14 protein-coding genes and 1 riboswitch are annotated in these 14,814 nt (G+C 71.4%); of the genes, 9 read left to right on the top strand and 5 right to left on the bottom strand.

Annotated features, from left to right (window positions below; translation table 11 throughout):
- Positions 1-245: 245 nt before the first annotated feature.
- Genes C4V41_RS21780 through C4V41_RS21770 form a run of 3 tightly spaced genes read right to left on the bottom strand, consistent with a single transcriptional unit; the run spans position 246 to position 2,532 of the window.
- Positions 246-1,808 carry a PH domain-containing protein gene (locus C4V41_RS21780; RefSeq protein WP_103957724.1) on the bottom strand — a complete coding sequence of 521 codons (1,563 nt, stop codon included), beginning with the start codon at positions 1,806-1,808 and terminating at the stop codon, positions 246-248.
- Positions 1,805-2,296, bottom strand: a complete 492-nt coding sequence (locus tag C4V41_RS21775) for a PH domain-containing protein (RefSeq protein WP_235030294.1) — start codon at positions 2,294-2,296, stop codon at positions 1,805-1,807. The genes C4V41_RS21780 and C4V41_RS21775 overlap by 4 nt, the downstream gene beginning before the upstream one ends.
- Positions 2,293-2,532, bottom strand: coding sequence for a hypothetical protein (locus C4V41_RS21770; protein ID WP_103957723.1), 240 nt, complete (start codon positions 2,530-2,532; stop codon positions 2,293-2,295). Before C4V41_RS21770 ends, C4V41_RS21775 begins: the two co-directional genes overlap by 4 nt.
- 110 nt (positions 2,533-2,642) lie before the next feature.
- Here C4V41_RS21770 and C4V41_RS21765 point away from each other — a divergent pair, with 110 nt between their 5' ends.
- Both C4V41_RS21765 and C4V41_RS21760 read left to right on the top strand, forming a co-directional pair.
- The gene (locus C4V41_RS21765; RefSeq protein WP_235030293.1) at positions 2,643-3,881 is read left to right on the top strand and encodes a sensor histidine kinase; all 1,239 of its coding nucleotides are present in this window, start codon (positions 2,643-2,645) and stop codon (positions 3,879-3,881) included.
- Positions 3,882-3,901: 20 nt separating this feature from the next.
- Entirely contained in the window at positions 3,902-4,582 is a 681-nt protein-coding gene (locus C4V41_RS21760; protein WP_103957951.1) for a response regulator, read from the top strand.
- On the opposite strand, the gene C4V41_RS21755 is transcribed toward C4V41_RS21760, so the two are convergent.
- The gene (locus tag C4V41_RS21755) at positions 4,564-5,640 is read right to left on the bottom strand and encodes a phosphotransferase family protein (protein ID WP_103957721.1); all 1,077 of its coding nucleotides are present in this window, start codon (positions 5,638-5,640) and stop codon (positions 4,564-4,566) included. The genes C4V41_RS21760 and C4V41_RS21755 overlap by 19 nt on opposite strands.
- 234 nt (positions 5,641-5,874) lie before the next feature.
- Here C4V41_RS21755 and C4V41_RS21750 point away from each other — a divergent pair, with 234 nt between their 5' ends.
- The 6 genes from C4V41_RS21750 (at position 5,875) to C4V41_RS21725 (ending at position 12,713) form a co-directional block, all read left to right on the top strand.
- Positions 5,875-7,107, top strand: a complete 1,233-nt coding sequence (locus tag C4V41_RS21750) for an NYN domain-containing protein (protein ID WP_235030292.1) — start codon at positions 5,875-5,877, stop codon at positions 7,105-7,107.
- A 104-nt stretch (positions 7,108-7,211) separates the two neighbouring features.
- Entirely contained in the window at positions 7,212-8,165 is a 954-nt protein-coding gene (locus C4V41_RS21745; protein ID WP_235030291.1) for a C40 family peptidase, read from the top strand.
- A gap of 454 nt (positions 8,166-8,619) precedes the next feature.
- Positions 8,620-8,782: riboswitch (cyclic di-AMP (ydaO/yuaA leader) on the top strand.
- A 73-nt stretch (positions 8,783-8,855) separates the two neighbouring features.
- Positions 8,856-9,380: a C40 family peptidase gene (locus C4V41_RS21740; RefSeq protein ID WP_103957718.1), complete on the top strand. Its 525-nt coding sequence runs from the start codon at positions 8,856-8,858 to the stop codon at positions 9,378-9,380.
- A gap of 89 nt (positions 9,381-9,469) precedes the next feature.
- Positions 9,470-10,279, top strand: a complete 810-nt coding sequence (locus C4V41_RS21735; protein WP_146103732.1) for a gluzincin family metallopeptidase — start codon at positions 9,470-9,472, stop codon at positions 10,277-10,279.
- A 95-nt stretch (positions 10,280-10,374) separates the two neighbouring features.
- Positions 10,375-11,631, top strand: a complete 1,257-nt coding sequence (locus C4V41_RS21730) for a M48 family metallopeptidase (RefSeq protein ID WP_235030290.1) — start codon at positions 10,375-10,377, stop codon at positions 11,629-11,631.
- A complete protein-coding gene (locus C4V41_RS21725; protein ID WP_103957715.1) occupies positions 11,628-12,713 on the top strand; it encodes a glycosyltransferase family 4 protein in 1,086 nt (361 codons plus the stop codon). Before C4V41_RS21730 ends, C4V41_RS21725 begins: the two co-directional genes overlap by 4 nt.
- A 33-nt stretch (positions 12,714-12,746) precedes the next feature.
- Here the strand turns inward: C4V41_RS21725 and C4V41_RS60795 are convergent, their stop codons facing one another.
- A complete protein-coding gene (locus C4V41_RS60795) occupies positions 12,747-12,938 on the bottom strand; it encodes a hypothetical protein (RefSeq protein WP_146103731.1) in 192 nt (63 codons plus the stop codon).
- Positions 12,939-12,970: 32 nt separating this feature from the next.
- Between C4V41_RS60795 and C4V41_RS21720 the strand changes: the two genes are divergently transcribed.
- On the top strand, positions 12,971-14,812 hold the full coding sequence (locus tag C4V41_RS21720) for an ABC transporter ATP-binding protein (protein WP_103957714.1): 1,842 nt from the start codon (positions 12,971-12,973) through the stop codon (positions 14,810-14,812).
- Positions 14,813-14,814: the final 2 nt, after the last annotated feature.

Genomic DNA, 14,814 nt, shown 5'->3' with positions numbered 1-14,814 from the left:
CCCGCCGGGCCGGAACGGAGGCCACGGGCTGCGGTGGGCCCCGCCGGTGCGGCGCCACAGGGCTCGGAAGGCGAGTGCCGGTCCAAGGCCCACGGCGTGGATCATCTCCCTGACTGATGATCCAGGCCAACGGTTAAAGGGGCTGCAAGCCGCTTGCAAGTGTGACAAATACGGTTATTACAGCAAGCAGTTGAGCCGCGTGATCACGTTTGTCCAGTACAGGGGCATGGGCAAACCGTGGGGGATCACGCGGCTCCTTGCTTTTCCCGCATCAGGAACGGCTCCAGAAGCCCTGGTACGGCCGCCGCGGCCAGCTCAAGACCGTCACCACGGCCCACGTCCACCACGTCGTAGTGCCCCTTGCCGGCGGCGGTCGTCGCGGAGACCGTGAGCAGCCCGGCGCGGCGCTGGAAGTACGACTCGGTGATCGTCCAGCCCGAGACGCCCCTGCGGTCGAGCGCGACGGTCCGCCGCACCACGGCGCCCTTCCTACCGACCAGGTGCCGCCCGCCCAGCGCGTGCCCCAGGCTCGCGGCGCCCGCCACGGCCGCCCACAGCCCGGCGAACAGCGCCACGACCGGCACCACCCACGCCCACGCCCGGACCCAGCCCCACGGCGCCAGAGCCGTCGCGATCGCGGCACCGGCGGCCAGGATCGCGGCGGTCACCAGCGCCCGTATCAGGCGTCGGCGCCTGGCCGCGGCCGGGTGCGCCGTCAGCGCGGGCACGCCCGCTCCCGCGATCGCGGCGGCGAGCCGGGTGGCCAGCGCGCGGGGGACCGGCGGGGTGAGCGCGGCCACGTCCTCGGTCTCGTTGCCGGACGCCTTGCCCAGCCCCGTGGCGATGGCCTTGAGCCGGGCGCCACCGGCCAGCCGCAGCAGCAGTGGCTCGCTGATCTCCACCCCGCGCAACCGGCGCTCCTCCATCGTCAGCGACCGGGTCGTCAGCAGGCCGCGGCGCAGCCGGAGCCGGCCGGGCTCGCGTTCGAGCCGGTAGCGGCCCCACGACTCGGCGAACAGCAGGGCCGAGCCGAGCACGCCCACCAGCAGGTTGGCGGCGAGCAGCAGCGGGATCGCGAGCATCGGCTGCGCCACCACCCACTCCCACACGCCGGTCGCCAGCCGGGTGGCGAACCGCTTGAGCCCCAGCGGTTCGAGCGCCTTGTAGAGCACGCCGAGCACGACCGCGGCCCCGGTGAACGTCCACACCGACAGCGGCGCGTACCTGATCCACGACCACCGCAGCTCCGCCAGCGGCCCGTCCTCCCCGGCGGCCGGGCCCTCCTCGCGCAGCAGCGTACGGCGCAGGCCCTCGGCCTCGTGCCTGGTCATCGGGTCGAGGACGACCTCGGTCCCGTCGCCCGCGTGCTCGCCCGTGCCCACCTTGACCACGGTCAGGCCGAACGCGCGGCAGATCGGATCGGCCCGCAGGTCCACGCTGCGCACCCGGTCGCGCGGGATCGAGCGGTGCTGGCGGGTGGTGATGCCCGAGACCAGTTCGAGGCGGTCGGGCGTCAGCCGCCAGCGGGTCGCGCGCAGCCTGAGCAGGTCGTAGACCAGCACGGCGGCCACGATCAGCACGGCCGCCGCCGCGCAGACCGCCACGATGCCGCCGACCGGCCAGTCGCGGCCGCTCAGGAAGCGCACCAGCCCGGCCGCGGCCCCCGCCACGAGCGCCAGCGACTTCACCCCGGAGGCCCACAGACTCCGCCGCGTCAGCCCCCGCCAGCCATCGCCGGCCGCCTGGCCGGCCCCGCCGTGGTCCTGGATCATGTCGCGTCCCCGGTTCTGTACGAACTGGTCGCTCATGTCGCGTCCCCGGGGGTGGCCTGGGTGATCGCGGTCAGGCGTTCGGCCAGCTCGGCGGCCACCTCGTGATCCAGGGCCTCGATCTTGACGGCCCCGGCCGACGAGGCGGTGGTCACCGTGACGTCGGACAGCCCGAAGAGTCGCTGCACCGGCCCCCGCGCGGTGTCGACCCGTTGGATCCGCGACATCGGCGCCACCCGCCAGGTGTGCGTCAGCCACCCCTTGCGCGTGTAGACCGCCTCGCCGGTGACCTCCCACCGCTCCACCCGGTACGAGGCCCGCGGCGCCACCACCGCCAGCACCAGGCACCCCGCCGCGAACACCGCCACCAAGGCCCCCAGCCAGAGCGGCCGCTCCGTGAGGAACCAGTACGCCGCCACGGAGCCCCCGGCCACCGGCACCATGAGGATCAGCCACTGCACCGTCCACCACGGGACCGCCCGGGGATCCGCCTGATTACGCGGCGGGCGCAACCTGGTCTCGCTCACTGCTCGCCTCCCTGCTTGTTCGCCTGCTTGCCCATCGAGTCGGCGATGGCGAGCAGCGCCAGGCCGAGAACGCCGATCACGATGGCCGCGAACACCTCATATCCCTCCAGGAAGGGCAGCAGGTTGACCACGAGCAGGTCGTGCGCCCACCGCCAGAACCCCAGCAGGGTGTTCACCAGGCCGCCGACGCCCTGCACGAGCAGCAGCCAGCCGAATATCGTCAACGTCGTTCTCATGGATCCAGCGTGTCCGGGCGCCGGTGCCCGCCGCGTCGGTCCTAGGTCTCGGCCGACACCGACTTTGGTCGCTGTCGCCGTACCCTTGGCAGGGCCTAACCTCGATGAATGTGACGGAACTGCGGCGGGACGGCGGCCACGAGCTCGGGTGGGCGCTGCCGTCCGTGCTGCTCGGCGACGCCCGCGAGGGCGGCCGGGTGCGGCGCTCGATGCGCGACTGGTTCGTCGACACCGTCATGTTCCTGCTCGCCTGCGCCCTGACGCTGCTGACGCTGATCGAGATGGCGCCCAAGCCGCCCGACCCGTTGATGGCCCTGGAGCAGGTGGTGGGGGCGCTGTGCTGCGCGGCGGTGTGGCTGCGGCGCCGGTGGCCGGTCGGGCTGGCGGTGGTGACCACCCTGCTCTCGTCCTACCTGGAGATGCCCGGCGGGGCGGCGGTGGTCGGGCTGTTCACGGTGGCGGTGCACCGGCCGTTCAAGATCTCGGGGCCGGTCGTGCTGCTCAACCTGGTCACGGTGGTGCCGTTCATCATCCTGCGGCCGCAGGACGACATGAGCCGGTCGTGGATGGCGGCGTTCAGCGTCACCATCGTGCTGACCGTCTTCGCCTGGGGCATCGTGGTCCGGGCCAGGCGGCAGCTCGTGTGGTCGCTGCGGCAGCGCGCCGACAGCGCCGCCGAGGAGGCCAAGCGGCTCGAACGCGAGCGCATCGCCAGGGAGATGCACGACGTGCTGGCACACCGCATCTCGATGCTCAGCCTGCACGCGGGCGCGCTGGAGTTCCGGCCCGACGCGCCGCCCGCGGAGATCACCAGGGCGGCCGGGGCCATCAGGACCAACGCGCACCTGGCGCTGCAGGACCTGCGCGAGGTCATCGGCGTGCTGCGGCACGCGGACCCGTCCGGCGAGAACCCGGTGCCCGACCGGCCCCAGCCCACGCTCGCCGATCTGCCCACGCTGGTCGAGGAGTGCCGGCAGGCCGGCATGGAGGTACGGCTCGACCTGCGGGCCGATGGCGCTCCCGAGGGGCTGGGACGCAACCTCTACCGCATCGTCCAGGAGGCGCTCACCAACGCGCGCAAACACGCGGGCGGGGCGCCGGTGACGGTCACGGTGACCGGGACGCGCGGCAAGGAGCTGTCGGTGGAGGTGCGCAACCCCCTGTGGGTGCCTGGGTGGGCCCGTCACGGCGCCCGCCTGCCCGGAGCCGGGGCCGGGCTCATCGGGCTCACGGAGCGCGCGGAGCTGTCGGGCGGGCGGCTCCAGCACGGCGCGACACCGGAGGGGGAGTTCGTGGTGCGCGCCTGGCTACCGTGGCCGGTGGAGACGACTCGGGAGGACGACCAGTGACCACATCCAGCGACGGCCCCATGGACAGGCCCGGTGACAGTTCCAGCGACGGGCCCATCAAGGTGCTCATCGTCGATGACGACGCGATGGTCAGGGCCGGGTTGTCGATGATCCTCGGTGGCGTGGCCGACCTGCGGATCGTGGCCGAGGCCGGTGATGGGGCCGAGGTGCCGCCCCTGGTGGCCGAGCACCGGCCCGACGTGGTGCTGATGGACATCCGCATGCCCGGCATCGACGGCCTCACCGCCACCGAGACGCTGCGCCGCACGTCCGCACCGCCCGAGGTGGTGGTGCTGACCACGTTCCACGCCGACGCGCAGGTGCTGCGGGCGCTGCGGGCCGGGGCGGCCGGGTTCCTGCTGAAGGACATCGCGCCGGGCGACCTGGTGCAGGCGATCAGGAAGGTGGCCGCGGGGGAGCCGATCCTGTCGCCGGTGGTGACGCGGCAGCTCATCACGCATGTGTCCGACGGCGGGGCGGGGGAGCGTACCGAGCGGGCCGGGAAGCTGCTCGGACGGCTCAGCGAGCGGGAGCGCGAGGTCGCGCTGGCCGTCGGCCGGGGCAGGTCGAACGCCGAGATCGGGCGGGAGCTGTTCATGAGCGTGCCCACGGTCAAGGCGCACGTCTCCCGGATCCTCACCAAGCTCGACCTCAACAACCGGGTCCAGGTGGCGCTGCTGGTCTACGATGCCGGATCGTAGTGGGCGAGCAACTCCTCGATGGTGGCGCGGTGCAGCACGAGGTCGTCCGGATCATCCGGCCTGGGCTGTTCGCCGAAGTGGATCCTGCGCTGCCACACCCTGGCCATGATGATGCCGTGTCGTAGCGCGGCGTACATCTCGTAGAAGTCCATGTCGCGCGGCTGATAGCCGGTCAGTTCCTGATATTTCCGGCAGACGTCCTCGCCGCGCATGAAGCCGGGCATGCCGGGCAGGCCCGCGCTGGTCGTGATGTCCTGGAAGAAGCGGTGCAGGAAGATCATCCAGGACAGGTCCAGCTCGCGCGGCCCCACGGCGGCCATCTCCCAGTCGAGCACCGCCACCGGCGCGAAGTCCTGGAACATCATGTTGCCGATCCTGGCGTCGCCCCAGGTGAGCACGTCGGGGCCGGGGTCGTCCGGCCAGTGTTCCTCCAGCCAGGCGAAGGCCCGTTCCAGCACCGGGATGGGCCGCTCGCCGTGCGCCCACGTGTAGTAGGCGCGCTGGGCCTCGACGTGCGCGCGCAGCCCGGGGGCGCCGAACGGGGTCAGCTCCGCCGGGGTGAACGCGGCCTGGTGCAGCGCCGCCACGATCCCCACGCTCGCGTCCTGCAGCCGGCGCTGGTCCTCGGGGGAGGCGTCGTGCAGCCATCCCCCGAACGTGTACGGCATCACGTCCGGCGGCACCTCGCCCTCCGCCCGCTCCATGACGAAGAACGGCGTGCCGAGCGGTCCGGCGTCGGGCTCGAACCAGAGGGCCCGTGGCGCTGGGATTCCAGCTTTTTCCCTGGCCAGCCGCATGATTTCGAACTGGGCGCGCAGGTCGTACGAAGGGAAGACGGGAACGGCTTCCACCGCGGGCGCGAGCCTGGCCACGCAGCGTTTTTCCCCCTCACTCCAGGTGGCGGTGAAGAACAGGGTCTCGCTCGACATGCCGTTTTCCGACGGTCTGGACATCTCGGACACAGAAGCGTCCTCGCCGACCCTGCCGCGGAGCCACGCCGTCGCACGTTCGCGCAGTTCTTCCAGGTCACGTGTGGAGGTGCGCATCTGCTCGGTCACCGTGGACCTCCCGGGGGTTCATGTGCCCTTCGACAGTCGTATACCCCCTAGCAAGCGCTTGTCCATCACCGGGTGGCCGTTACGGACAGGTACGCAACAGCCGTACCCTTGTCTGAAAGGGCATGTCACGAAGGGACAAGTGGGATGAGTTCAGCGGGTGAAGGCCTGTCTCGCCCGCTTCCCGAGCAGGTGCGGCTCAACGTCGTGGATCTGGCGTCTCAGGTTCTCGGGACGATGCCCGCTGTCTCCGTGCCGCCGCCGCTGCGCGGAATCGCCAAGTTCGACCCCCGCAAACGCGCCAAACTGGGCGGCGCCCCCATCGCGGCGCAGTTGGAGAACGACAAGAAGTTCCGCGAGCTGGTCGCCGAGTCGGTCGCCGCCGGCTGGCCCGAGCTGGTCAGCGCGCTGGCCGAGGGCAATGTGCCGCCGGCCGCCGACCCCGTGCTCGTGGCCGCCGCCGCCTACCTCACCCGGCCGCCCGGCTGGGCGGAGATCATCGAGGCCGCCCGCACCGACCTGGAGCAGTCGGCGGTGGCCGCCGAGGGCTCCGAGCGCGAGGAGGCGGTCGCGCGGCTGCGCGAGCAGCTCGCCGCCCAGAAGAGCGCCGCCAAGGAGGAGGCCGAGCGGCTGCGCGAGCAGATCAAGGCCGCCCGGGTGGAGAACTCCGACCTGCGCCGCAAGCTGCACGACAGCCGCGAGCGGGCCAAGGCCGCGGTCCGGCGGGCCGAGGAGATGGAGCACGCGGCGGAGGAGGCCAAGTCGGCCGCCACGGTCGCGGGCAGCGCCGGCGAGTCGGAGCTGCGGCGGCTGCGCGAGCGGCTGGCCGATGTGGAGAAACAGCTCGAAGCCTCACGCCGGGCCGCCCGCGAGGGCAGGAGCATCGAGGACGCCCGCGTCCGGGTGCTGCTCGACGCGCTGCAGGACGCCTCGGCCGGGCTCCGCCGCGAGCTGGCCCTGCCCACCATGATCAGCCGTCCGGCCGACTCGGTCGCCGCGATCACCGGCGAGCGCCCCGGCGTGGGCCAGGTGCCCGCCCGCGCCCTCGCCGACGACGACCCGCAGCTCCTCGACCAGCTCCTGGCGCTGCCGCAGGTGCACCTGATCATCGACGGCTACAACGTCACCAAGACCGGCTACGGCACCATGACCCTCGCCGACCAGCGCAACCGGCTGATGACCGCGCTCGGCGGGCTGGTGGCGCAGACCAGGGTCGAGGTGACCGTGGTGTTCGACGGCGCCGAGCTCAACGCCCCCGTGCAGGTCGTGGCGCCGCGCGGGGTGCGCGTGCTGTTCAGCGCGCCGGGCGAGATCGCCGACGATCTCATCCGCCAGCTCGTCCGCGCCGAGCCGCCCGGCCGGGCCATGGCCGTGGTGTCGTCCGACCGCGAGGTGGCCGAGTCGGTCAGGCGGATGGGAGCCAGACCGGTTCCGTCTGGTTTGCTGCTGCGCAGGCTGGGCCGGGCATAAATTACGAATTGGCACTTTAGGTGAACCTCACCGGCCTCTTCTGTACTATTTCGCCCCAGATATCATCCCTGGGAGGCGACACAGTGAGGTTTGGCCGGGTGCCGATGGCCGCGGGAATCGCGTTCGGGCTGGTCATATCGCCCATGGGAGCCGCCGTCGCTGATCCTCGGCCGACGCTGAGGCAGGCCAAAGCCAAGCTGGAGAAGCTCAACGACAAGGCCGACAAGGTCGTCGACCGGTACAACACGGCGACCGAGCGCCTCAAGGACGCCAAGGCCTCCTACGCGAAGCTGAACGACACCTACAAGCGCAAGCTGGAGACCGTCGCGGCCCTGCGCACCCAGGTGGTCGACATGGCCGTCAACGCCTACCAGCTCGGCGGGGACGTCGCCTCATGGCCGGGCATGGTCGGGGCGGACAACCCCGGCGACATGCTCGCGGGAATGGCGCTGGCCGGGCAGCTCTCGCAGGAGCGGGCCGGGAAGCTGGCGGCGTTCGACCGCGAGAACCGCGGGCTGAAGGCCGAGCGCGACAAGGCCGAGACGGCCCTGGCGAAGGCCGACAAGGAACGCGACGAGGTGGAGAAGGAGCGGGCGGAGGTCCGCAAGCTCATCACCCAGCAGAAGAAGCTCCTCGACCGGCTGGGGGCCTACAACCCCGGCAATCCGAACAGCGGGGGCATCAAATACACCGGCCCCGCGTCGGGGAGCGCGGCGGCGGTGCTGCGGTTCGCGTACGCGCAGGTGGGCAAGCCGTACATCTTCGGAGGCACGGGGCCGCGCGGCTACGACTGCTCGGGGCTCACGCAGGCCGCCTGGCGGGCCGCCGGGGTGAGCCTGCCGCGCACGACGTGGCAGCAGTGGGCCTGGGGCGCGCGCCGCAAGGTCGAGATCAAGGACCTGCAGCCCGGCGATCTCATTTTCAGCTCCGGCCTGGGGCACGTCAGTATCTACGCGGGTAACGGGCAGATCGTTCACGCGCCGCAGACGGGTGACGTCGTCAAGGTCGTCAAACTGTCGGCGTACGGCGGCACGCTGGTCGGCGCGGTCCGCCCCTAGCCTCTTATACGGTCTCCGGCCGGCCGTGTGAGCGTCTTTACGGACGCTCCGCGGCCGGTTTTCGGTTTCCCAGCCAAAATCTACTATGCCAGATAGTAGTGCGTCTCGCAACATCCGGGAGCGCTCCCAGTGACGTGGCTCACGTTTTTGCCGCGACAGATGTGACAAACGCGACATTTGGGACCTGACAAACGGGGCCGGAGAGAAGTGTGAGCAGGGTCACATTTTCATAACGGAACCTGGTGTTCCAGCAGGGGTTTCGATATTGACTGACACCTCTGTCTGATCTTTACAAGATGACGCGGGCTTTGCCGTTCCGTGACTTTTCGGCGTAGCTTCTGGCGTCGTCGCGGCGCACAAGCCATGTCCACCGCGGACCCCGCATCGGTCCCCCCCGATGTGAGCCAGATAAAGATCCGCTAGGTCGCCGCCGATATCCCCAAAGCATGAATCGGGCGGTGGCCTGCCGAATCCGTGCAGCCAGGAGGCACGGAGCCGGGGACCCAGCGATCCCAGTTCCCCAGGGATCAGGGGTGAATCGGCGCGCCAACGCGCCGTAGGGCGACTTCCAGGCCCGAATCCGTCAGCTAACCCGGTAGGCGTTCGTGGAAGACACAAGGAGAAATCCTGTCTAACACCCTGCATAACCCCCGCCTGTCCCGCCTTGCCCTGAGTGGCGTTGCACTCACGATGACCGTGACGGCCGGAGGTTTGGTCCTCCATGCCCCCACGGCTCAGGCGGCGACGACGAGCGATTCGGCCGCCACGCCGGTCAGGGCGGAGACCACCGCCAAGACGTCGGCGAAGGCGGCCACGGCCTCTCAGCGGAGAGCAGCCAGAGCCGCTCGGCAGCAAACGAAGGCCCGCAAGGCCGTCGCCGTGGCCAAGAACCAGATCGGTGACCCGTACCGGTACGGAGGCACAGGCCCTGGTTCGTTTGACTGCTCCGGACTCGTCCAGTTCGCCTGGAAGAAGGCCGGAGTGAAGCTCCCGCGCGTGACGAACAGCCAGTTCGCACGCATCAGGAACAAGGTCTCCTGGCGCAATCTCAAGCCTGGTGACCTGATGTTCTTCAGTGGGCTCGGCCATGTGGGCATGTACGTCGGCAAGGGCAAGATGATCCACTCGCCTCGGACAGGCGAACGGGTGCGCATCGACAAGCTGGGCGGATGGCGTAGGTCGTCGTTCGTCGGCGCGGTTCGTCCCGGCATGTGAACAAGCCCCGCCCGAAGGAATTCGGGCGGGGCTTTCGCGCGCTCTGACATGGGCGTGACAGTCGGGCCCACGCACTACGATCTGGGCTCGTGCCAGAGCAGGTGAGCCGACGAGCCGCGTTGACCGGGCTCCTGCTGCTCGCCTTCGCCTCCGCCGGCGCCCCGATCCCCGCCCTTCCCCCTGGACTGCGGAACCTGTGGCGCGACGGCACGGTCGTGAGCCGGGGCAGGCGGTCCGTCGTCGTCGGTCACCACACCGGCGCCGCGACACTCGGCGAACTGGCGCGCAGGGCCGACACGGCCGGTACGAGGGTCTCCGACGTGCTGGGCGAGCCGGTCACCCCTTTGGTCGTGGTGCCCGCGTCCACGGCGGAGGCGGCCCGGCTGGCCGGTGTGGGGCGGCTCGACGGGCTGGCGGCGGTGGCCGACGGCGGGCGGGTGATCGTCGTCCCCGAGTTCTTCGCCGCGCTCAACTCCGTCGGCAAGGACGTGGTCCTCGCCCACGAGCTCACCCATGTCGCGGCCGGCACCGGCGGCCTGCCGGTCTGGCTCTACGAGGGGTTCGCCGACTACGTGGGCTACCGCGACGCCGGGCTGCCCGTGCGGACGGCCGCCGCCGAGCTGGCGGCCGAGGTGCGCGCCGGGCGTCTGCCGTCCGCATTGCCCGGACCTGCGGCTTTCGCGGCTGACGGGCGCGACCCGGCACGCCTCGCGCGGGCGTACCAGGAGGCCTGGCTGGCGTGTCGCTTCCTCGCTGACCGGTTCGGTGAGGGGACCCTGGTGAGGCTCTACCGTGACGCCCGGGCGGCCGGCGTCGATCAGGCGCTCGCCGCACAGGGGCTCTCCGTCGACTCGCTGACGGCACGGTGGCGCGCGTACGTGCGGGATCAGCTCGGATGAGGGGGAGGCAGATGAGCGAACGACTCGACGAGGACGACGCGGCCGATACGGCGCCGGCGGGGAGAACGGAGAGCGGACGGGGGGATGGTAGGGAGGTGGACGCAGACGCATCGGGCGGCCGGCTGAGGCGGGAGGCCGCCATCGCGATGGTGCTGCTCGGCCTGGTGATCCTGGCGGTGGCCGTCTTCAGCACCCCCTGGCAGGTGCTCACCGGCGGCCCGCCCGACCCGGCGGCCGACTTCAGCTCCGCCGAGATCGCCAGGTCGCAGGCGTTCGACGCGGCCACGACCCTGCCGAGCTATCTGGCGCTCGCGCTCACGCTCGTCTTCGCCGGCCTGCTCGTGGCCACGCCCTTCGGCGCCACGGTGCTGGGCCGGCTCAAGGGCCCCTGGTGGCTGCGGGTGATCCTGGGCATCATCGTGATCACCGCGATCGTCGAGGTGTTCAGGTGGCCGCTCGGCATGTGGTTCGAGACGATCATGCGGGACTACGGCCTGTCCATCCAGGACTGGGCGGGCTGGAGCGTCGACCGGCTCAAGGGCATGGGCGTGGAGGTGTTCCTGCTCTGCCTCATGCTGCTCGCCCTCGTGGCGCTGGCCCGCAAGGTCAGGCGCTGGTGGATCCCGGCGGCCGTGGGCGCGTTCGCGCTGACGCTGGTGGCGTCGTTCGTGTATCCGGTGGTCTTCGAGCCGATGTTCAACGAGTTCACCTCCATGGAGCAGGGCTCGCTGCGGACGAATCTGCTGGACCTGGCCGAGCGCGACGGGGTGCCGGTCGAGGACGTGCTGGTCGCCGACGCCTCGCGCAGGACGACGGCGCTCAACGCGTACGTGTCCGGCTTCGGCGCCACGCGCCGCATCGTCGTCTACGACAACCTGCTCAAGGCGCCGCCGGCGGAGGTCGAGCTGGTCGTGGCGCACGAGCTGGGGCACGCCAAGTACAACGACGTGCTCTACGGCACGCTCATCGGCGGCCTGGGGGCGGCGCTGGGCGCGATCCTGCTGTTCCTGGTGTTCGGCGCGATCCGGCGGCGCACCGGCGTCACCTCGATCGCCGATCCCCGTGCGGTCGGCGCGGTCATGGGGCTGATGACCATCGGTTCGCTGATCATGGGCCCGATCCAGAACGTGATCAGCCGGCACATCGAGGGCCGGGCCGACGTCCACGCGCTCGATCTGACCAAGGATCCGGCCACGTTCATCGCGATGCAGAAACGCCTCGCAGTCACGAATATTTCCGACTTGTCGCCGGATGCGGTGGAATATGTCCTCTATGTCTCGCATCCTTCCGGCCCCGAGCGCATCGCCATGGCCCGCTCGTGGGCCAAGCTGAACGGCGTCCCGCTGCCGTGACCAACGTGGTCATCGTGACCAACGACTTTCCGCCGCGACCGGGCGGCATCCAGTCGTTCGTGCACGGGCTCGCGCTGCGCACGCCGGAGGTGGCCGTCTACGCCCCTTTCTGGCCGGGCTGCGAGGAGTTCGACCGGCGGCAGCCGTACCGGATCGTGCGGCATCCGACGCGGCTCATGCTGCCCACCCCGGCCGTCGCGCGTACGGCGGCCGGGCTGGTGGCCGAGCACCGCGCCGATACCGTCGTGTTCGGCGCGGCGGCGCCGCTCGGCCTGCTCGCCCCGCGCCTGCGCGCGGCGGGCGCGCGGCGCGTGGTGATGCTCACCCACGGCCATGAGGCGTCGTGGGCGAGCGCGCCGGGGTTCCGCGCCGTGCTGCGCAGGATCGGCGAGCACGCCGACGTGGTCACGTATCTGGGGGAGTACACGCGGCGGCGGCTGGCCGCCGTGGTGCCGCCCGGCAAGCTCGTACGGCTCGCGCCGGGCGTCGACACCGAGCAGTTCCACCCCGGCGCTCCCAAGGCCGAGCTGGGCCTGTCAGGGCGCCCGGTGGTCGTGTGCGTGTCGCGGCTGGTGCCGCGCAAGGGCCAGGACCGGCTCATCAGGGCCTGGCCCCAGGTGTTGCGCTCGGTCCCGGACGCGGTGCTGCTGCTGGTCGGCGGCGGCCCGCACCGGAGCTCGCTGGAGCGGCTGGCGGCCGGGCGGGAGTCGATCAGGTTCACCGGCACGGTCCCGGCCGCGAGCCTGCCCGGCTACTACGCGGCGGCGGACGTGTTCGCGATGCCGTGCCGTACCCGGTGGAGGGGGGTGGACGTCGAAGGGCTCGGGATCGTGTTCCTGGAGGCGTCCGCGAGCGGGCTGCCGGTGGTGGCGGGCGCGTCCGGTGGCGCGCCCGACGCGGTGCGGCCCGGCGAGACCGGGCTCGTCGTGGACGGCGCGGACGCGGGCGAGGTGGCGCACGCCATCGTCGAGCTGCTGTCCGACCCCGCCAAGGCGCGCAAGATGGGCGCCGCCGGCCGCGACTGGATCACCCGCGAATGGGCGTGGGACCAGGTCGCGGCCCGCTTTCACGACCTCCTCTGACCTCACCACAGGCGAATCGCCTCCCCGTTTTCTTCAAGGAGGACCGGTCCGGCCTTTGGTGGCGCCGAGCGTGAGCCCGGCGACGAACCGCTCGTGCGGGAGCTGGAAGACGATCAGCGTCGGCAGCGCCAGGCCGACGTCCTCGTCTCCGACCCCGGCCTGCCCCAGGCCGGCCATGTGGGTGAACTCGTCATCGCCGGCCCGCCCGGCACCTGACGCCGTCAACGCGCCACCGCCGGGCCGCCTAGCCTGGCGGCATGGAGTCGACGCGGCGCAGTGTCGCCGAGGCGGCAGGCCTGGTGTGGCACGCGGGACGCGTGCGCGCCGCCGGTTTGATCCTCCTCACGCTCGTCCAGTCCGGCCTGCCGGTGACCGTCGCCTGGCTCACCAAGTTCGTCATCGACGCCCTGGTCGCCAGGGCGCCGCTGAGCGAGCTGATCGTCCCGCTCGTGTCACTGGTGGCGGTCGGCGTGGCCGTGGCGGCGCTGCCGCAGGTCGCGCTCTACCTCGGGAACGAGATGGGCCGGCAGGTCTCGTTACACGCCCTCGACCGCCTGTACGTCGCCATGGAGCGTTTCGTCGGCCTCGCCCCGTTCGAGACCCCGGCCTTCCTCGACCGCCTCCGGCTGGCCGCGCAGGGCGGCTCCATGGCCAGGAGCCTCGTCACGAGCGCCTTCGAGCTGGCCAGGACCGCCCTGACGCTGGCTGGTTTCGTCGCCTCGGTCGTGCTGATCTCGCCCGCTATGGCCGGTGTCGTGCTGGTCGCCGGGATCCCGGCGCTGATCGCGCAGGTCGCGCTGGCCAGGCGGCGGGCCAGGATGATCTGGGACATCGCCCCCGTACAGCGGCGCGAGCTATTCTACACCCACCTGCTCGGCAGCGTCGCGGCGGCCAAGGAGGTGCGGCTGTTCGGCCTGGGGCCGTTCCTGCGCCGCCGCATGCTGAACGAGCGCGGCATCTCCCAGGACGCCGAGCGGGCCATGGACCGCAGGGACCTGTCCGTCCAGAGCGGCCTCGAACTGCTCGGCGCCCTGATCGCCGGCGGTGGCCTGGTCTGGGCGGTGATCGCGGCCGGGGCCGGCACGCTGACGGTCGGCGACGTGTCGATGTTCATCGCGGCGGTGGCGGGACTGCAGGGCGGGCTGGCGGGGCTCGTGAACGGTATCGCGCGCACGCATCAGCAACTCCTGTTGTTCTCCCACTACGCCGACATCGTGCACAGCCCGCCCGACCTGCCCCTCGCCGCCGAACCCGCCCCCGCGGGCCCGCTGCGGACCGGCGTCGAACTGCGCGACGTCTGGTTCCGCTACGCCGACGACCTGCCGTGGGTGCTGCGGGGCGTCACCCTGACGATCCCGTACGGGCAGGCCCTCGCGGTCGTCGGGCTCAACGGGGCGGGCAAGAGCACGCTCGCCAAGCTGCTGTGCCGCTTCTACGATCCCGTCCAGGGCTCGATCCACTGGGACGGCGTGGACCTGCGCGACCTCGACCCGGCCGATTTACGCGCCCGGCTCGGGGCGGTCTTCCAGGACCACATGACGTACGACTTCAGCGCCCGCGACAACATCGCCGTCGGCGACCTGTCCGCGATCGACGACCTCGACCGCATCAGGACCGCCGCCGTCAACGCGGGCGTGGACGAGGCGATCAGCGAGCTGCCCGACGGGTATGACACGGCGCTGACCCGGATGTTCGTCCTGTCGCTCAAACCCGCCAAACGCCCGCCGACCGGCGTCACCCTGTCGGGCGGGCAGTGGCAGCGGGTGGCGCTGGCCAGGGCGTTCCTGCGCGACCACGCCGACTTCATGATTCTCGACGAACCCAGCTCGGGGCTGGACCCGGCGGCGGAGCACGACGTGCACCTGCGCATGCGCCGCTACCGCGCCGACCGCACCAGCCTGCTCATCTCCCACCGGCTCAACGCGGTACGGGCGGCGGACGTCATCGCGGTCCTGGAGGACGGGGTGGTGGCCGAACTGGGCGGCCATGACGAACTGATGGCCGCCGACGGCCTGTACGCGCACATGTTCCGCCTCCAGGCCAGCGGCTACCACCACCCCCCGCCCCTGCCCACCCTGGACCTCGACCCGGGGACATGAAA

The organism is Nonomuraea solani (assembly GCF_900108335.1).
Classification (GTDB): Bacteria; Actinomycetota; Actinomycetes; order Streptosporangiales; family Streptosporangiaceae; genus Nonomuraea; species Nonomuraea solani.
The sequence above is the reverse complement of the archived record's forward strand: the minus strand, read 5'-3'. Positions and strand labels throughout refer to the sequence as shown.